Here is a 19,180-nt window from a genome sequence, read left to right as displayed (position 1 = left end):
ATGAGGCGAGATGATTGAAACGACCAATAGGCATAATGGATTCAGGAGTCGGTGGCTTAACGGTAGCGAAAGAGGTTATGCGTCAGCTGCCCAATGAGAATATTGTATATATGGGGGATACGGCGAGATGCCCGTATGGTCCGCGGCCAATGGAAGATGTGAAAACCTTCACTTGGCAGATGACGCGTTATCTTTTGAAATACGATATGAAAATGCTGATTATCGCATGCAACACAGCTACAGCCGCAGCTCTCGAAGAAATTAGTTCAGAACTACCGATTCCGGTACTCGGTGTGATCTACCCGGGTGCCCGTGCGGCATTAAAGGTATCCTTAAATTTACATATCGGCATTATTGGTACTGATGGTACCGTTACGAGTAAGGCGTATGATCACGCGCTTGCAATGATTAATAATCGAGTGAAGGTCGATAGCCTTGCTTGTCCGAAGTTTGTTCCAATCGTGGAAAGCGGCGAGTTTTATGGTCCGATCGCTAGAAAAGTGATAGCTGAAACGCTACAGCCCTTAAAGAAAACGAACATTGATACGCTCGTTCTTGGCTGTACGCATTATCCATTACTGGGGCCGGAAATTAGCCGGTTCATGGGAAGGAATGTGAAGGTCATTTCATCTGGTGAAGAGACTGCACGTGAAGCGAGCGTCATCCTACAACATGATAATCTGTTGAATGTAAGCAAAGAAACACCAAAACACCAATTTTTCACGACTGGATCTAAGGAAATATTCCAAAGTATTGCCTATAGTTGGATCGGTGAAAAGATAGGGACTGTCCAAACGGTGAAAATTGATTGATCAGACTAACTATTTGGACATGTCACATTGGTAACAGTTTAAATACGATTGATATTGTAGGAGGCAGACCCATATGAGTCGTCTCCTATTTTTTTTGAAAAAAATTGGTCTATAAATTCCCATGGCTCGTATAAATAGTAGTACAAACTGTCCTGGGAGGGATTGAACATGACTCACGTAACAAAAATATCAGTTATCACAACTGTTCTGGCTTCTTCGCTCTTTTTAGGTGGTTGCGGCCTGTTCGGTGAAAAAGAAAAAGCAAATATTGATCCGCCAGAAGGAGTGACATTAGTAGATGATGAAGCAGGATTAAAAGAAGTGAATGGTAAGGAAGAAACAAAGACTGACAGTAAAGAAGAAGCAACCAAAACCATCAAAACTGAATTGTATTTGATTGATAAAAGCGGGTTTGTCGTACCACAAACGCTAGAACTTCCTTCGAATACAGCAGTTGCTCAGCAAGCGCTTGAATATTTAGTCGCCAACGGACCTGTGTCTGAGGTGCTTCCAAACGGCTTTAGAGCAGTAATACCTGCGGATACACATGTAAGTGTTGATATTAAAGAAGGTGTAGCAACCGCTGATTTTTCCAAGGAATTTGCTACATATCAAAAAGAAGATGAATTAAAAATTCTCCAAGCCATCACTTATACATTAACTCAATTTGATACGGTTGATAAAGTGGTATTAAAATTGAATGGCACAGAAATGAAAGAAATGCCGGTTAACAAAACACCGATTTCAGACGGATTGAATCGTTCAGTAGGTATTAACTTCGATTTATCTAATGTTACGGATGTTTCTAATACGATGCCGCTTACTGTGTATTATATTGGTGGTGAAGATGGTAGCTACTATTATGTTCCTGTAACAAAAAGGGTCAAAGAATCGAATACTGACACGATCACGGCAGCTGTCAATGAACTGGTAAAAGGACCAGGACTTGCTTCAAGTCTGCTTTCAGGTTTTACGGATGATGTTGCGTTAATTGCCGAACCGAAAACTGAAGATGGAAAAGTTACCTTGGATTTCAATGAGAATATTCTAGGCAGTTTCAAAGAAAGAAAGATTTCGAAAGAGGCTCTTGATGCACTGGTTCTTTCATTAACAGAACAAAAAGACATTGAAAGCGTGGAAGTGCTTGTACAAGGAAAAGGCGGTTTGGTGGATGAAGCTGGTAAAGCATTAACTGAACCCGTAAGCCGTCCTGCAAAAGTGAATACGGGCAGTTTTTAATAGAAGGATATAAATGTGTGAGGGCTGCTTTTGGCAGACCTTTTTTTGTTTGTGATGATAAGGGATTTCATTAAATGCTAGAATTATTATGAGAGAGGAAATTGTGTTAGACTTTAATTATGGTTTAACTTGGAGTACTAATTAACAAGTTAGGCATAAAAAACAACCACTTTGTAAAAAAATCTTACAGTGATTCAGGAGTGATATAGGATGAAAACGGTCATTATTGCAACGAAAAATAAAGGAAAAGCAAAAGAGTTCGAAAGCTTGTTTCATTCAAGAGGATTTCAGGTTCAGACGCTCCTTGATATCGAAGACGCCCCAGATGTCGAGGAAACAGGGACTACCTTTGAAGAAAACGCAATTTTAAAAGCAGAAGCAATTAGTAAAATGCTCGGGCAGTTTGTGATAGCTGATGATTCGGGCTTGATTGTAGATACGCTTGATGGCAGACCTGGCGTGTATTCAGCACGCTACGCTGGTGAGGCAAAGAGCGATGCGGCTAATACAGAGAAGGTTCTCAACGAATTAAAGGATGTGCCAGAAGACAAAAGAACGGCAAGATTTTATTGCGCACTAGCGCTTGCATCTCCAAATCAAGAAACAATTACAGTGTCTGGTTCTGTGGAAGGACGAATCACAAACGAACCAAAGGGTACGAATGGTTTTGGCTATGATCCTGTTTTTTATGTGAAAGAAAAAGGAAAAACGATGGCTGAGCTCAAAAGCAATGAGAAAAATGAAATCAGTCACCGCGCCAATGCCCTACATGTACTCGAAGGAAAATTAGATGCTTTTCTTGAAAAGGAAGCGACTCAATGATGAAAGTGGGGATTATGAGTGATAGCCATGGTCTCACGTCAGAGGTTGAAAGAATAAAAGCCCGCCACCAAGCTGAAGTCGATGTATTCATCCATTGTGGCGATTCTGAGTTAGAGAAAGCAGATGCAATTATGGAAGGGTTGTTAGCTGTTAGAGGCAATTGCGATCATGACCCTGCTTATCCAGATTATACAGTGGAAACAATCGGTGACTTACGCTTTCTGGTCACCCATGGTCATTTGTATAATGTGAAAATGACCGTTATGAATCTTTCCTATAAAGCGGAGGAAGAGCAAGCCGACATCATTTGCTTTGGTCACTCCCACATCGCCGGTTCTGAAATGATTGACGGAAGACTATATATTAACCCAGGAAGCATACGACTGCCAAGAAACCGTAAAGAAAAAACCTATGCCATCCTCGAACTCAATCAAAAAAAAGCAACGATCCAATTCTATGATGTTTATGGGAATGTAGTAAACGAATTAAGGAATACTTACACATTTACCTGAGATCATGAATAAGGAAGCTGTCTCAAAAAGGTTCTGATCTCACACTCTATGTACCGGAAATTGTGTCATGATCATGTAATATAAAGGCTATTTAGTAGTTGTTGGGTCGAATCTTTTCAATTTGAGACAGCTTTATTCAGACGATGATTGAAATAAATCAATAACAAGTGTTGACTATCTAACGCTTACATACTATAATAAATCTTGTCATTACATCTTATGTCCCAGTAGCTCAGCTGGATAGAGCAACGCCCTTCTAAGGCGTCGGTCGGGAGTTCGAATCTCTCCTGGGACGTTAAATGAAAAAAGGCTGTTATATGAAGGTTCTAAAGATCAGAAATAATCTTTAGTGGCCGATGTATAGCAGTCTTTTTTGTTTTATTTTTCAATATTTCAAAAAAACGGTATTTGCGAATAAATGGGTCTGTCAATTATAAGTTTTTCTATAATAAAAACACCTAGTTTTTAGGATGGTGAGAGGTATGATCGAAATAGAGCTAAGCTTACTTATCGTTCAAGAGATATTAACCAAGAGTAGTTCCGGTTGTAGAGCCAGGAATTATTTGGTTTCCAGTAACTTGAATTTGTTGAATTTGTAATACTTTTAACGTAAGGTCCATGACAATTTTTTCACGCAAAGTGCTAAACGCTTGTTCAGGTTCTACCATAGTTGGCGAAAAGTCAAGTTCAAAGAAGTTGGCACGTACTAACTCACCATAAGGTTGTTCATTATAGTTCACAAGGTTCTGGAAGAAATATTTATCCAAACGTGGAGCTACTTGATTTGCTTCATTTAGAAACATAGCTGAGTTAGCTGAAGAACCAGCAAGAATTGGGAATATGATAAAGTCCGCTGCTGTAAGATCTGCGAACCCGGAAAACGGAACATCTGCAATTCGATCAAACAAATTTCCATTACATTCGGTTGAAGCATATTCAATATTTTTCCGAATGAATCCAGAAACAAATAATTTAGCTCTTGTTACGTTGAAGAAGTTAGTACCGGCAATTGGAGCAAATTCAACAGGCACAAGTTTGACTTGACTTAGAAATGCATTCTTATGAACTCTTTTAATTTCCGTCGCTGCTGGCGTAAGTGAAATATCCGCCTCTACAACAATTTGTAATGTTCTTTCTGCTACTACAACCGGAATTTTAATAGTTGGAGTACTTGCTATACTAACGAGTGGTGTTGCTTGATCGCTTAATGGAATTTGTTCTGTCGAAGTTACTGGACAAGGTGGGTTAACTTGTTGTAAAGGTTGATTATTGAGGTTATCGCTCATAAAGTAATCTCTCCCTAATATTTTCTAGTTTTTACTACCATACAAAATTACTATATTCAGCATTTTATTTTTAGCATGGGTAATTGAAGGAGGGGCTTGGCCTCTTTTATTTAATAGCCTTGATTTTTCCAATGGATGAAGGTGTTCAGGCTTTAAATGCCGTTGGGCTTAGATTAATACCTCTATTTCGGGAGCTAACCATGGGACTTGCGAGTTCTTATAGTAACCTTTTCCTTTAAGCGTTATCGTATCTAACTCGAACACTTTGTTCTTGTAGTAAATGCACGAATGTAACTAACACTGTTTTCTGGGTTAATTGCTTTTCATTTGATTCCTTTTTTTTGTGTATGGGATTTACTTGAACGGACTCAATAGGAGTATGGCTGTAGTTTTCATGAACCGTGTCTGATAAACTTGTATGTTCATGAATTTCCGAAAAAATTAAACGACAATATGGCTGCTCTGGATAATACGTTACATTGTTGAATAGTTTAGTGTTAGTTTGAGGGACTTCTTTATTATTTGGGTCAAAAAAGTCAAATGTTTTTTGAGTAATCGCTCCAAATACCGGTGGATGGAGAAAATTATCAATTTCGACAATAGTGGAGAATGGTCTTTTTTTTGTCATTAAATAAATTTTTCCGTCTTTGTAAAGTGGATCTGTTTCAAGATCCTGATTAGCGGCTGTATATTCAATGTTTTGGATGATATATCCTTCTATAAATAAATTTCCTTTTAATGCTTTAGACATCCCGTTCTTTAATGGTTCAGAAAATTGGGTTGGTATAAACTTACTATTTGATAGGACAACTTTATTGGAAATTACGTTAATCCACATAATATTTTCCTCAAACAATACGGCTTCTTCTAAACAAATATCTATTTTGTATTCCCCAACTACAACTGGAACTCTAATATTTACAAAATCCAAAGAAGTGCTAGATTGATTACTTTTTTCCTCCGTTTTATCAACGGGTGAATCATGTACGGGAACGACAAGCGAATCATCCTCGTACAGGTCCTCATCGATGTCGACCCTGTTAAAAATCTTGTGTTTTTCATCAGCTAAGTTGGAACCAGAAGGATCGTTTGAATCAAATGTAACCTCCGTTGGAGAATACTTGCTAACGTCGGCTTGAAAATTCTGCTGATCATTAGTGGGTTCGGTTATGTTCATAACAGAATTATCTTTAGCTTCCGGTTCGATTTCAAAAGGTTGCTCAATACTTATACACGCAGGTGAGTCAAATGAATTCTTAATTGTTTCTGGAAGAGAATTTCCATTAAATTCGTCGCTTTCATCTGAGACACAAAGGCTAGGAATATGATTTGATAGTCGACAATCAATTTTGATGTCTGTAAAATATTTGCTTTTACCGCAGGAGGTGGAAGTAGGTTTTATTTGAACTCTAGAAGAATTAATAATGTTTATTTGTCTGGATATAATTTCCTGCATCTTTATCGAATTCACCCATGGAGTCTTCACTATACTCAACTCCTAAATGAAATTTTTTCCCCTGTTATTTATGTATGCTGTTTCTCCGCTATTGTTCCTCTAATCTGTATATTTCTGGTGCCAGCTGAAAGCGGTATGTTGAAGGAAAAGAACGCATGTAGTGAATATGTGAAGAGTAGAAGTTTTGATGCAATTCGCCAGTTTAAGAGTCTGCATACTAAAACAAGTCTTGTATGAAGAATTTAAAAAGAAAGATAAAACGAATGGAAGGAAATATAGCAAAAAAAGACGAGTCTACCTTCAAAAACCGAAAGTAGATTCGTCTTTTTCATAAAAAACTTTAATCATTCATCAAAAGGCCTAAGTGTTTCAGTGGTCTTGATAAAAGGGCGTAATCTTTAAACAAATCGGAATAGTAAGGGGTGGCTAGAAGCGTCTTCTCCTGTTGGAATTTTACGGTTCTGATATTTGATGTCATTAGGGCAATTGGATAAGAAAGAATGCCCATTTGTCCAATCGTCCCAAAGATTATCTGAATAAATTGAAATAAAAGGGGTGAAAAGATGGGATATACTTTTATTCACAAAAGTTATAGCAGACATAAGGGGAATCGATCGAATTGTACATGTGAACGTAGTCATCGATGTCGGGATTGTTGTGGGTGTGATGGACCACAAGGAATCCCGGGTCCACAGGGAATACCCGGTCCTGCAGGTCCTCCAGGCCCTCCGGGTACAGGAAGCGTCATTCCAAGTGTTGAAAGATATTTTTATATTGTAACCTCAGATATTGAGACCCCTGAAACGATTCCTGCGAATCAATTTACAAACGATGATGGGATGCCTGCTACTGGATTTCCAACAGGTCAGAATAGTTACGTTAATCTGTACCTTAATGGAATATTACAGCCGGGGAATTCATACCTTGTCGGTGGTGAAACTTTAACAATTATTCCTAATGGCGACATTATTTACGAAGGCTCCTCAATCATTCTAGAAGTAGTTGAGTTTTACTCTCAAGAAGAAGGAAGATAAATGTGTGATTTTATTAGGTCATGCGCTCTTCCTTTTTTTTAATTTTTCACATTAACTAGAGTATAAAAGAAAAGGGAGGTGAATAAAAATGGCCATAATCAAACCTTTTATAGCTGGTAGAAGATTTACGGCTACTGCTGGTTCAGGAACTGGTGCAGGAGCGGCATTTTTAATAGACGCAACTGAATTTACAACTGACGCAGGTGCTGCTGCTACAGCATTTCCAGCTTCATTTGCGTATTACACCCTTTATATAAACGCGATGGTTCAGACTGCAGATACTTCATCTGTTACTACTGCAACGCTCACGATTCCTGGTGGAGATGTATTAGATCCAGCAACTCCAATTGTCGTTGAATTTGTCGTAACGTAATCAATCTACAGGGATTCAAAATTGGACAAGATTATTAAAAAAGAAAATATTTAGCGGGAAATAGAAACGGGAAACTTTAAACATTTAAGGTTTCCCGTTTCGTAATTTTCATTTGACCTTTAAGATTAAAATTCGATGTTTTTGCAAAAATATCATATAAAAATTCACGCAAAATAAAACTAATTTTTATATGAAATCGTCTAAGGTATAGAAAGAAAGGGTGAGATACGTGAAGGAGTTAGTTGCAGAAGCTCTCCGAAATGGCGAAGAGGACGCGCTGCTTGATGAAATCATGATGGTGTATGGACAAGATATCTTGCAGCTTGTTTATTCGTATGTGAAGAATCTTCCGTTGGCAGAAGATTTAACCCAGGAAATCTTCGTGAAATGCTATCAAGCACTGCCGAGATACAGGGGACAGGCGAAAATACGTACTTGGCTTTGGCGGATTGCGATCAATCATTGTAAGGATTACTTGAAGAGCTGGTATTATCGCCAAGTCGAATTAGACGCTGAAAATCATGCTGGTTTTCAAGCGGTAGATCATGTGGAACAAGATATTATTCAAAATGATGAGGATCAGGTATTAGCAGATGCTGTCATGAATCTCCCGGTGAAGTACAGAGAAGTGATTTATTTGTATTATTTTCAAGAGCTTACGATTAAAGAATTGGCAGAAATGACAGGGAACAGTCAGAGCACGATTAAAACAAGGATGCGCAGGGCGAAACAAATATTAAAGAACAGTTTGGAGGGAACAGGATGGAAAATCGATTAAAACAGTTGAAAAAAGCGATGAAGACTACTGTTTTTTCAAACGTGAATTTTTCAGAAAAACATCAGAAAAATATTCGTCAGGCCATTGTAAATGAAGGAGCAGGTGAAGAGGAAGTCATTCTTGCGATTTTTAGAATGTTGAAAAGTGAAAAAAGCGGCTTTGAAATTATGGACGTTCTGACGAGGAAAGGGAATATAAAGTTCGCTGATCATGAAGGCTTGTTGTATGCATTACTACATGATTTAGAACAAAAAGAGTACATACAAGCATATTGGGGAACTTCCGAGCAAAAGTTATACAAATTGCATGATAAAGGGCGGAAGCTGTTGAGCAAAGCGGAGACAAAAAAAGAATCGGCCTCATTTGTTCTTCAAACCGTAATGGGTGGATAATTCTATGAATAAAGAAAAGTTTTTGTCCGAAGTATCGCGCAGTATTCGTTCCACGGAAGCTAGGAAACTCGTTGAAGTAGAACTGAATAATCATTTGAAACAATCAATAGAAGTGCTAAAGAAACAAGGATTAAATGATGAAGAAGCTGAACAAAAGGCCGTTTTAAGAATGGGGAGTCCAATCCTCCTTGGGCAAAAAATGGATCGTTTGCACCGCCCGAAAGTGGATTGGAAAATGATTGGCTTGTTTTTGTTTATCGTTGTTCTTGGAATGGTGCCAATATTTGTGTTCGAATCTGAACATACGGCGATGGCCTTTCTTCAGAAGTTCATAGTAACGTTTATTGGGATTGCTTTCGCCGCATTCCTCATGTTTTTTGATTATCGAAGACTGCAAAAATTAGGTATTGGCTGGTTCATAATTGGTTGGGGAATAATTTCATTTGCACTCATTTCAGGAAATATGGTAAAAGGAAGTGCTACTCTCGTGTTAGGACCATTTTCAACGGATATATCAATCACACTGCCACTTTTTTTATTAGGATGGGCAGGCTTTTTCCAAAATAAAAAAATGAAAATGTATCTGGTCGCGATTTTGTATCTAATTACAAGCTATTTTATTCTAATAACCCCAAACCTTTTCGTTTTTGGCATGTTCACGATTATCACAGGTGTAATGTTGTGGGGAAGTCATTTTAAGAAAAGGAAAGTTATTTGGTCTTATATAATTTCATTGGTGATTGGCGCATCGATACCGCTATATGCCTGGTTTACCTCTGGAATTAAGGAATATCAACTAACGCGTTTATTGGCGTATCTACATCCTGAAAAATATGCAGACTCATCTGGATATCACTATGTAAAAATCAAAGAACTCCGAGATGGAACAGGGTGGTTTGGGCAGCCACTTCCAGAATCAGGTTTGACATTACCGGCGAGTACAACGGATTTTGTTTTCATTTCTTTATCTTATACCCTGGGTTGGGCATTTGCAGTTGTGTTAGGAGGCACGTTGTTTTTGCTAATCCTGCGAATGTTTATCGTTGTTAAAACGGTCCGTGATGGATACGGAAAGTTACTTGTAATCGGCGCCTTAAGTCTCTTTGCCTTCCAGGTTTTGTTTAATCTTGGGATGTCATTTGGGCTATTTCCGATCATGAGTGTATCACTTCCATTTATAAGTCAGGGAAATGTGCAGGTTCTGTTGAATGCGGGGCTTATCGGTCTGGTATTAAGTGTGTATCGTAAAAAAGATTTGGTTCAACCTAAGAATCTATAAGTAAAAACAAGAATTTTCTTCAAAAAAGAAATTCTTGTTTTTATGTTTCTTGAATTTTTTAAAAAGGTCAAAAGTTCTATTAATATAGAAAATAAGTCACAGCAATGATGTAAGCGGATTCAACTTAATTAATAAAATCGAATAGTCAAATAATTAGGAAAAAGGTATTGACGTTCCTTAAATATCAGCGTAATATTAGTTTCAAATACAACAGCTTTTACATTCTTCTAAAAATTACAAGAATTTAAATAGCTGGTCACTACTCAAATTTTAGCGAGTAATATAATAATAAAATTCAACATGTTAAAGCATTGATGAGGATAAGTAGTCTTTTGAGCAGACATTTACAGAGAGCCGGGTAGCTGGGAGCCGGTAATGTCCAAAAGGTGAACTCACCTCTGAGTTTCAGCCTGAAAGTGTACGAGTAAGGCTGAACGGGTGCCAACCAGCACCCGTTATCAAAATACAGTACAGAGTGAAATCTGTTTAGAGTGCGCACGTATTTTGTGCGAATTAGGGTGGTACCGTGGATAGGATATATAGCCTTTTCACCCCTTAAGTAATGCAATGGCATGCTTAATGAGGTGAGAGGCTTTTTATATGTTCTTCAGCCTTTTGGGAGTAAAAGCATGACCACGATTAAACACTAAAGAAGTAAAGGAGGTCTTTTCAAATGACAGAAAAAGCAGTGGTAGCAGCCAGTAAAGCGGAGCAACAAGTAAAGAGCGGGGCCGCATTTCTGATTGATGCCCTGAAAAAGGAACAAGTTGAAGTCATTTTTGGATATCCGGGTGGAGCTGTTCTACCGATTTACGATGAAATTTATCGATCAGGCATGGTACACATCCTACCGCGTCATGAACAAGGTTCCATTCATGCGGCGGAAGGGTACGCCCGAATTACTGGAAAACCTGGGGTAGTTATTGCTACTTCTGGCCCAGGGGCAACCAATATTGTGACTGGTCTAGCAGATGCCATGATTGATTCCATTCCTTTAGTCGTTTTCACTGGCCAGGTTGCTACATCCATTATCGGCACAGATGCATTTCAGGAAGCGGATGTGATTGGAATTACAACGCCAATCACAAAGCATAATTACCAAGTAAGGAAACCGGAAGACCTCCCGCGCATTATCAAAGAAGCGTTCTATATTGCTTCAAGCGGCCGGCCGGGTCCTGTACTCATCGATATTCCAAAAGATGTAGCAACGATTGATGGTAAAGTTGGTGAAGAACCAGAAATGGATTTACCAGGCTATCAGCCAACTACACAACCAAATTATTTACAAATTAGGAAACTAGTAGAAGCAGTGAGCAGTTCGAAAAAGCCAGTGATTTTAGCTGGAGCAGGGATTCTGCATGCAAAAGCCTCCGAACAACTTTTGCGATATGCGGAGCAACAAGGAATTCCAGTTGTGCATACACTTTTAGGACTTGGTGGATTCCCAGCTGACCATCCATTATTCATCGGAATGGGCGGCATGCACGGTATTTATGCCGCAAATATGGCAATCTCAACATGTGATTTGCTCATTAATATCGGTGCCCGTTTTGATGATCGCTTAACTGGAAATTTGGCAACTTTTGCGCCAAACGCCAAGGTTGCACATATTGATATTGATCCTGCAGAAATTGGGAAAAACGTACCGACGAAGATTCCTGTTGTTGGAAGTGCCAAAGAAGCGCTCGAACAATTGATAGCCCAAGACGGCAAGAAGCCAGAACTTACAGAGTGGATTGAAACATTGCAAGGCTGGAAGAAAGAATTCCCATTTGTATACAACAGAGAGTCGGATATATTGAAACCGCAAAGAGTCATTGAACTTTTACATGAAAAAACAGATGGTAATGCGATTGTCGTAACAGATGTTGGTCAACATCAAATGTGGGCAGCTCAATATTTTCCTTTTAATAAACCGCATGCTTGGGTAACTTCAGGTGGACTCGGAACGATGGGGTTTTGTATACCAGCAGCAGTCGGTGCTCAAATTGCAGAACCTGAGGCAACTGTTTTTGCAGTAGTTGGTGATGGTGGATTCCAGATGACGAGTCAGGAATTAGCCGTAATGGCTGAATTAAACCTTCCAGTCAAAATCATCATCGTGAACAATCATGCGCTAGGTATGGTTAGACAATGGCAGTCAGAGTTTTATGAAGGACGCTTTTCTCACAGTAAATTCGATTATCAACCAGACTTTAGTAAATTAGCAGATGCCTATGGAATTCCAGCTTTCAAAGTCGATAATGAAGCAGATGCTAGTGCCAAAATTGAAGAAGCACTTGCGATCAAAGGACCTGTACTCATTGACTTTGACGTAGAACCTGAAGAAAATGTCTATCCGATGGTGGCGCCGGGTAAAGGGCTGCATGAAATGGTAGGTGTGAAGCTATGAAGAAAGGCATTCTAACCCTAACTGTAAACAATCGCCCTGGCGTGTTAAATCGAATTACGAATTTGTTTACGAAACGAAACTATAATATTGAAAGCATCGCTGTTGGTCAGTCTGAACAAGAAAATGTCTCAAGAATAACCGTAGTTGTTCATGTTGAAGATGAGAACGTCATTGAACAGATGACCAAACAGCTAAATAAGCAGATTGATGTCTTAAAAGTAACAGATATTAGCAATCAATCCATAGTAGCGAGAGAGCTGGTTCTTGTAAAAGTACTTTCTTCAAGCCAAACCCGTACGGAGATCTATTCCTTAATTGAACCATTTCGCGGGTCGGTCATTGATGTTAGCAAAGATAGCCTCACGATACAAATTACAGGTGAATCCGATAAGGTCGAAGCATTCATTGAATTGCTCAAGCCTTATGGAATAAAAGAACTTGCGCGAACCGGCACAGCAGCCTTTCCGCGCGGTACACAAAAACAATCGGTTGTAAAAAGCTTCACGATTGTCTAATAAAAGTGAAATTTCCATCAGTGGTGGATTTTCTAACTAATAGTAAATAGAATTAAGCAAGGATATACAGGCTACTTTCCCTACATATTTAAAGGGACATTACAGCTTGAATAATCAGAAAAAAACAACTAATGAGAAAAAGGGAGATGTATTAAAAATGACAAAAGTATATTATAACGGTGACGCAAACGAAACGTATTTAGCAAATAAAAAGGTAGCAGTAATCGGGTATGGTTCTCAAGGACACGCTCATTCACAAAACCTTCGCGACAGCGGTGTTGAAGTAGTAATTGGTCTTAGAAAAGGAAAGTCATGGGACAAAGCAGAAGAAGATGGTTTCCAAGTTTATTCTGTAAAAGAAGCAGCAGATCAAGCTGACGTAATCATGATTCTTCTTCCAGATGAAATGCAAACAAAAGTATACCAAGAAGAAATCCAACCAGTACTAAGAGCTGGTCAAGCATTACTTTTCGCACACGGATTCAACATTCATTTTAATCAAATCGTTCCTCCAGCAGATGTAGATGTTCTATTAGTTGCTCCAAAAGGTCCTGGACATCTTGTAAGACGTACGTACGAACAAGGCGCAGGTGTACCAGCATTATTTGCCATCTATCAAAACGTGACTGGCGAAGCACAAGAATTAGCTCTTGCTTACGCTCAAGGAATCGGTTCATTACGTGCTGGTGGTTTGGAAACAACATTTAAGGAAGAAACAGAAACAGATTTATTTGGAGAACAAGCTGTACTTTGCGGCGGATTAACGTCATTAGTAAAAGCTGGATTCGAAACATTAACAGAAGCAGGCTATCAACCAGAAGTTGCATACTTCGAGTGTTTACATGAATTGAAACTAATCATCGACTTAATGTACGAAGGCGGATTAGAAAACATGCGTTATAGTATTTCGGATACAGCTCAGTGGGGAGATTTCGTTTCAGGACCACGCGTTGTGACTGACACCGTAAAAGCAGAAATGAAAAAAGTGTTGAAAGATATTCAAGATGGCGAATTTGCTAAAGGTTGGATTCTAGAAAACCAAGCAAATCGTCCAGTATTCACAGCAATCAATAACCGTGAAAACGAACACCAAATTGAAGTAGTTGGTCGTAAGCTTCGCGCAATGATGCCTTTTGTACAACAGCAACAAAAAGCTAAGAAAGAGGTGGTGACTGTTGCGAAAAATTAATATTTTCGATACTACGCTTAGAGATGGTGAGCAATCAGCAGGTGTGAACCTAAATTTTTCTGAAAAAATAGAAATCGCCTTACAGTTAGAAAGATTAGGCGTAGATATTATTGAAGCGGGATTCCCCGCAGCATCAAAAGGCGATTTCGCATCTGTTCAAGAAATCGCTAGAAAAATTCGCACAAGCTCGGTAACCGGGCTTGCGCGAGCGGTGCAAAGTGATATCGATGCAGCGTGGGAAGCGTTAAAAGATGGTGCGGAGCCAAGATTGCATACGTTTATTGCTACTTCACCGATTCACCGTGAATATAAATTGAAGCTTTCAAAAGAACAAGTAGTGGAACGTGCGGTACAGACGGTAGCTTATGCTGCTAGCCGCTTTCCGCTTGTTCAATGGTCGGCAGAGGATGCGAGTCGTACAGAGCTTGATTATTTAGCTGAAATCGTAGAAGCAGTAATTGGTGCCGGAGCAAGGATTATTAATATTCCAGATACGGTTGGCTATACAACTCCAAAGGAATATGCTGAGATCTTTACGTATCTGCGTAATCATGTTCCTTCTATTGATAAGGTGCAATTATCAACACATTGTCATGATGATATTGGTATGGCTACAGCCAACTCACTGGCTGCTATCGAAGCAGGCGCCACTCAGGTGGAAGGTACCATTAACGGAATTGGCGAGCGGGCTGGGAATGCAGCGCTTGAAGAAGTCGCAGTAGCGCTACATATCCGCAGTGACCACTATCAAGCAAATACAAGGCTGACTCTTAATGAAATTAAACGTACAAGCGATATGATCAGTAAATTGACAGGTATGATCATTCCTCCGAACAAAGCAATCATCGGAAGAAACGCGTATGCACATGAATCTGGTATTCATCAGGATGGCTATTTAAAAGAAAAATCTACCTATGAAATTATCTCTCCTGAACTAGTCGGTGTGTCTACAGATGTGCTAGTGCTAGGAAAACATTCGGGACGTCATGCTTTCAAAAATAGGCTGGATGAATTGAAATTGTACGTAACGGATGAAGAAATGAACCGTCTGTTTGTTCAATTCAAAGCATTAGCGGATAAGAAAAAAGAAATGACAGATGAGGATCTTGTAGCGCTTGTTCTTGAAGAGAAAATTTCGAAGGATGATCGATTCTTTGAATTAGATTCCTTACAGGTTACGTATGGAACGAACCAAATCCCGACGGCGACTGTTACATTGAAAAATGGAAATACAGATCTTATACAAGAAGCAGCTACAGGTGCCGGAAGCATTGAAGCCCTTTACAATACGCTCGAACGATGTCTAGACAATAAAGTGAATCTGCTTGACTACCGTATCCAATCCGTAGGAGCCGGTCGTGACGCATTAGCACAAGTGTATGTGAAAATCCGTTATCGTGGGATGGAAACAAGTGGGCGCGGCCTACATCAGGATGTGTTAGAAGCATCTGCAAGAGCGTATCTAAATGCAGTAAATCGCATCATCTATTTGAGTGAAAAAGATACCGTTCTACAATAACAGCGAGAAGTTATGTTCAAAAAAGAGGATAAAAACATACTTTATCTAATTTTTTGAACATCCTCTAGAAAGGAGAGAGAAGGATGAAAAGGAAAATTGCAGTGTTGCCTGGGGATGGTATCGGAAAAGAAGTGACGGGAGGTGCAATTGAAATACTCGAAGCTGTTGCAGAACGATTCGAGCATGAATTCACCTTTGAATATGGCCAAATTGGTGGGGAAGCCATTGATGCAACAGGTTTACCACTCCCTGATGAAACCGTTGAATTGTGCAAATCAAGTGATGCAATTCTTCTTGGTGCAGTTGGTGGGCCAAAGTGGGATAAAGGGCCCCCTCATTTACGTCCAGAACGCGGGTTGCTGAAAATCCGGAAAGATTTAAATCTTTATGCCAATCTGAGGCCAATCAGCTATTTTTCTAGTTTGTCAGAAGCCTCTCCGCTAAAGCAAGAAATTATTGAGGACGTGGACTTTATTATTGTACGGGAGTTAACTGGAGGTTTATACTTCGGGAAACCAAGTGAACGTACGGTTTTTGAAGGTAAGGAAGCAGTCGTTGATACGTTGTTTTACCAGAAAGAAGAAATGAGAAGAATCATTGAACTTTCTTTTGAAATCGCAAGCCAAAGACAGAAAAAAGTCACGTCTGTCGATAAAGCGAATGTGCTTGAATCAAGTAGACTATGGCGTGAAACGGCAGAGGAAGTGGCAAAGAATTATCCTGATGTAACATTAGAGCATATGCTTGTGGATAATGCCGCGATGCAATTGATTCGCAATCCTAGACAATTCGATGTTGTGGTCACAGAAAATATGTTTGGGGATATTTTAAGTGATGAAGCATCGGTTCTAACAGGATCACTTGGAATGCTTTCCTCTGCATCAATTTCAGTAGATGGACCTAGTTTATTCGAACCAATCCATGGTTCAGCGCCAGATATTGCTGGCAAAAACGTAGCAAATCCGCTTGCAACGATTCTTTCAGCAGCATCTATGCTTAGGTTGTCGTTTGGAATGGAGAAAGAAGCAGAAGCGGTTGAAAAGGCTGTTCACTCTGTACTCGATTCAGGATTCAGAACAATTGATATCGCTGGGAATAATACAGAGAACTTGTCAACTGAAGAAATGATTGCTGAAATCAAAGCTGCTCTTTTAAATGAAGTAGCAATCTAAAGCAAGATGGATGTTAATGAGTAAATGTGATTCACAAAGAAGACGGCTCAATTAAGCCTTCTTTCAGCCATTTTTGGTGAAGGAAGAGTCTTTTTTGAGCTATTTTAAAAAAGTCACATAAATGGTGCAATAACGGCATCATTTTATGAAGGAAGAATGTATAAAAGTCATAAAACCAGCTCCAATTAAGTGATGGAGTGATTGTCACATTTTTAGGTTTTTACACATTGTCCAGCTTAACTTTAAAAGATCATGTTAGTTAGCTGTTTAAGTTAAGCGCTGGTCCATCCTTATTCTTCATAAATTATAACAGCTAAACATTAAAAACTTTGTGAGGTGAGCAAGCGTGGGGAAATCAATTATTGAAAAAATTTGGGAGCAACATATCGTTCATCAAGAGGAAAATAAACCGGACTTATTATATATTGATCTGCATTATATTCATGAAGTCACTTCACCGCAAGCATTTGAGGGTTTAAGGTTGAAAGGTAGGAAAGTAAGACGACCTGACCGGACGTTTGCGACGATGGATCATAACGTTCCAACAATCAATCGTTATTTTATTGAAGATGAAGTTGCTCTGAAACAGTTGACGGCGCTTGAAACAAACTGCCGTGATTTTGGAATTGAGCTTGCAGATTTGAACAGTCCGGATCAAGGGATTGTTCATGTTATCGGTCCTGAAATGGGATTAACACAGCCAGGAATGACCATTGTTTGTGGAGATAGCCACACGTCAACTCATGGCGCATTCGGATCGATTGCCTTTGGGATTGGAACAAGTGAAGTGGAGCATGTTTTTGCAACTCAGACATTATGGCAAACAAAACCGAAGACGTTAAAACTTGAAGTAAACGGAAAACTAAAATTTGGTGTAACGGCAAAAGATGTGATTTTATACATAATTGCCAAGTATGGCGTGAATTTTGGGAATGGATATATTGTTGAATATTGCGGAGAGGTATTCCGAAATATGTCGATGGAAGAACGAATGACTGTTTGCAATATGTCGATTGAAGGCGGCGCACGTGCTGGGTTAGTCAGCCCGGATGAAACAACATTCTCCTACTTACAAGGCAGAAAGTTTGTTCCAACAGGCGAAGAGTTTGAAGAGAATGTTGAAAAGTGGAAACTCTTAGCTAGTGATGAAGATGCAGTCTATGACAGGGAAATCACCATTGCTGCAGAGCAAATCTCGCCAATGGTTAGCTGGGGAACAAATCCTGGCATGGCAAGTGCTGTGGATGAGAATATCCCTGTTGGCTCTAGTAATACGGTTGGGGAAAAAGAATTGCAACTTGCTCTCGAATATATGGGGTTAACGGAAGGAATGCAGATTACCGATATTCCGGTCCAACATGTATTCATTGGATCTTGTACGAATTCACGTATTGAAGATTTGCGAAAAGCAGCAGACGTTATCTCGGGGAAACAAGTGCATAAGGGAGTCCGGGCAATGGTTGTCCCTGGTTCGCAAAAGGTCAAGAAACAAGCCGAGGAAGAAGGGCTTGATGAAGTATTTAAGTCAGCCGGTTTTGATTGGAGGGACTCGGGCTGTAGCATGTGTTTAGGAATGAATCCAGATGCAGTTCCAGCAGGAGAGCATTGTGCCTCAACGTCCAATCGAAACTTCGAAGGTCGTCAAGGTGCTGGCGCACGAACGCATTTAGTCAGCCCGGAAATGGCGGCGGCGGCGGCGCTTTATGGAAAGTTTGTTGATATCAGAAATTTAGAAAACTCATCAATGCATCAATTACATTAATTTAGGAGGTGCAATATGGAACCAATTACGGTATACCGAGGAAAACCGGCAGTTTTAGACCGGAACAATGTGGACACAGATCAGATTATTCCGAAGCAATTTTTAAAACGAATTGAACGGACAGGTTTTGGAGAATTTTTATTTTACAACTGGCGATATAATGAAAATGGTGAGCTTCGCGAAGACTTTGAGTTAAACCAGCCTGAAGCCGCGGGTGCTTCCATTCTAGTGGCAGGTGAGAACTTCGGCTGCGGATCTTCAAGGGAGCATGCACCGTGGTCGTTGCAAGATTTCGGTTTTCAAATCGTCATTGCGCCTTCATTTGCTGATATTTTTAAAAATAACTGCTTGAAAAACGGGATTCTGCCAATTGCTCTTTCTGCAGATGAAGTTTCCTATTTAATGAAGGAAGCCAAAAATACCGATGTTGAATTCACAATCGATTTACCTAATCAAAAGGTTTACGGATCAGCTGATTTTGCTGCAGATTTTGACATTCACCCATATTGGAAAGAGATGCTAGTGAATGGGTGGGATGAGATCTCAATCACCCTGCAATATGACGAGCAAATTTCTAAATATGAAAAAACAATAGACGTTATGTCTACGAAATAATTGCCTAGCATGGCCGATTGGATCAGACTCGCA

The 19,180-nt window shown here is 39.6% G+C and carries 18 protein-coding genes, 1 tRNA gene and 1 other annotated feature; of the genes, 17 read left to right on the top strand and 2 right to left on the bottom strand.

Annotated features, from left to right (window positions below; genetic code table 11):
- Positions 1 to 14: 14 nt before the first annotated feature.
- From racE to AC1MGI_RS19905, 5 genes are all read left to right on the top strand, one after another.
- Positions 15 to 812 carry a glutamate racemase gene (gene racE, locus AC1MGI_RS19925; protein ID WP_480347283.1) on the top strand — a complete coding sequence of 266 codons (798 nt, stop codon included), beginning with the start codon at positions 15 to 17 and terminating at the stop codon, positions 810 to 812.
- Positions 813 to 980: 168 nt separating this feature from the next.
- Positions 981 to 2,051 carry a GerMN domain-containing protein gene (locus AC1MGI_RS19920; RefSeq protein WP_480347281.1) on the top strand — a complete coding sequence of 357 codons (1,071 nt, stop codon included), beginning with the start codon at positions 981 to 983 and terminating at the stop codon, positions 2,049 to 2,051.
- Between the two features lie 210 nt (positions 2,052 to 2,261).
- Positions 2,262 to 2,873, top strand: coding sequence for an XTP/dITP diphosphatase (locus AC1MGI_RS19915; protein ID WP_480347278.1), 612 nt, complete (start codon positions 2,262 to 2,264; stop codon positions 2,871 to 2,873).
- Positions 2,873 to 3,385: a metallophosphoesterase gene (locus AC1MGI_RS19910; protein WP_480349888.1), complete on the top strand. Its 513-nt coding sequence runs from the start codon at positions 2,873 to 2,875 to the stop codon at positions 3,383 to 3,385. Before AC1MGI_RS19915 ends, AC1MGI_RS19910 begins: the two co-directional genes overlap by 1 nt.
- Before the next feature lie 221 nt (positions 3,386 to 3,606).
- Positions 3,607 to 3,680 (top strand) — tRNA-Arg (locus AC1MGI_RS19905).
- Between the two features lie 229 nt (positions 3,681 to 3,909).
- On the opposite strand, the gene AC1MGI_RS19900 is transcribed toward AC1MGI_RS19905, so the two are convergent.
- Together AC1MGI_RS19900 and AC1MGI_RS19895 are read right to left on the bottom strand one after the other, a co-directional pair.
- On the bottom strand, positions 3,910 to 4,671 hold the full coding sequence (locus AC1MGI_RS19900) for a CsxC family protein (protein ID WP_480347277.1): 762 nt from the start codon (positions 4,669 to 4,671) through the stop codon (positions 3,910 to 3,912).
- Between the two features lie 235 nt (positions 4,672 to 4,906).
- Positions 4,907 to 6,127, bottom strand: coding sequence for a DUF7852 domain-containing protein (locus AC1MGI_RS19895; RefSeq protein ID WP_480347275.1), 1,221 nt, complete (start codon positions 6,125 to 6,127; stop codon positions 4,907 to 4,909).
- Positions 6,128 to 6,690: 563 nt separating this feature from the next.
- On the opposite strand from AC1MGI_RS19895, the gene AC1MGI_RS19890 reads away from it, so the two are divergent.
- The 12 genes from AC1MGI_RS19890 (at position 6,691) to leuD (ending at position 19,147) form a co-directional block, all read left to right on the top strand.
- Positions 6,691 to 7,161, top strand: coding sequence for a DUF4183 domain-containing protein (locus tag AC1MGI_RS19890; protein WP_480347273.1), 471 nt, complete (start codon positions 6,691 to 6,693; stop codon positions 7,159 to 7,161).
- A gap of 88 nt (positions 7,162 to 7,249) precedes the next feature.
- The gene (locus tag AC1MGI_RS19885; protein WP_480347272.1) at positions 7,250 to 7,534 is read left to right on the top strand and encodes a DUF4183 domain-containing protein; all 285 of its coding nucleotides are present in this window, start codon (positions 7,250 to 7,252) and stop codon (positions 7,532 to 7,534) included.
- A gap of 229 nt (positions 7,535 to 7,763) precedes the next feature.
- Entirely contained in the window at positions 7,764 to 8,312 is a 549-nt protein-coding gene (locus AC1MGI_RS19880) for a sigma-70 family RNA polymerase sigma factor (RefSeq protein ID WP_480347270.1), read from the top strand.
- Positions 8,297 to 8,704 (top strand): PadR family transcriptional regulator, encoded by a 408-nt coding sequence (locus AC1MGI_RS19875; protein ID WP_480347268.1) that lies wholly within the window; start codon positions 8,297 to 8,299, stop codon positions 8,702 to 8,704. Before AC1MGI_RS19880 ends, AC1MGI_RS19875 begins: the two co-directional genes overlap by 16 nt.
- Before the next feature lie 4 nt (positions 8,705 to 8,708).
- Positions 8,709 to 9,983, top strand: a complete 1,275-nt coding sequence (locus tag AC1MGI_RS19870) for an FtsW/RodA/SpoVE family cell cycle protein (RefSeq protein ID WP_480347266.1) — start codon at positions 8,709 to 8,711, stop codon at positions 9,981 to 9,983.
- A 302-nt stretch (positions 9,984 to 10,285) separates the two neighbouring features.
- Positions 10,286 to 10,542: a binding site (T-box leader), on the top strand.
- Between the two features lie 114 nt (positions 10,543 to 10,656).
- Positions 10,657 to 12,375 (top strand): acetolactate synthase large subunit, encoded by a 1,719-nt coding sequence (gene ilvB / locus AC1MGI_RS19865; RefSeq protein ID WP_480347265.1) that lies wholly within the window; start codon positions 10,657 to 10,659, stop codon positions 12,373 to 12,375.
- Entirely contained in the window at positions 12,372 to 12,890 is a 519-nt protein-coding gene (ilvN, locus tag AC1MGI_RS19860; protein ID WP_480347263.1) for an acetolactate synthase small subunit, read from the top strand. Before ilvB ends, ilvN begins: the two co-directional genes overlap by 4 nt.
- A 157-nt stretch (positions 12,891 to 13,047) precedes the next feature.
- A complete protein-coding gene (gene ilvC / locus AC1MGI_RS19855; protein ID WP_480349886.1) occupies positions 13,048 to 14,079 on the top strand; it encodes a ketol-acid reductoisomerase in 1,032 nt (343 codons plus the stop codon).
- Positions 14,066 to 15,598 (top strand): 2-isopropylmalate synthase, encoded by a 1,533-nt coding sequence (locus AC1MGI_RS19850; protein ID WP_480347260.1) that lies wholly within the window; start codon positions 14,066 to 14,068, stop codon positions 15,596 to 15,598. Before ilvC ends, AC1MGI_RS19850 begins: the two co-directional genes overlap by 14 nt.
- An 83-nt stretch (positions 15,599 to 15,681) precedes the next feature.
- Positions 15,682 to 16,770, top strand: a complete 1,089-nt coding sequence (gene leuB / locus AC1MGI_RS19845; protein WP_480347259.1) for a 3-isopropylmalate dehydrogenase — start codon at positions 15,682 to 15,684, stop codon at positions 16,768 to 16,770.
- A gap of 346 nt (positions 16,771 to 17,116) precedes the next feature.
- Positions 17,117 to 18,532 carry a 3-isopropylmalate dehydratase large subunit gene (leuC, locus tag AC1MGI_RS19840; protein WP_480347258.1) on the top strand — a complete coding sequence of 472 codons (1,416 nt, stop codon included), beginning with the start codon at positions 17,117 to 17,119 and terminating at the stop codon, positions 18,530 to 18,532.
- Between the two features lie 15 nt (positions 18,533 to 18,547).
- Positions 18,548 to 19,147: a 3-isopropylmalate dehydratase small subunit gene (leuD, locus tag AC1MGI_RS19835; RefSeq protein ID WP_480347256.1), complete on the top strand. Its 600-nt coding sequence runs from the start codon at positions 18,548 to 18,550 to the stop codon at positions 19,145 to 19,147.
- Positions 19,148 to 19,180: the final 33 nt, after the last annotated feature.

The organism is Peribacillus sp. BM1, assembly GCF_056679975.1.
Note: the sequence above shows the minus strand (reverse complement) of the source record. Positions and strands in the feature narration are given on the sequence as shown.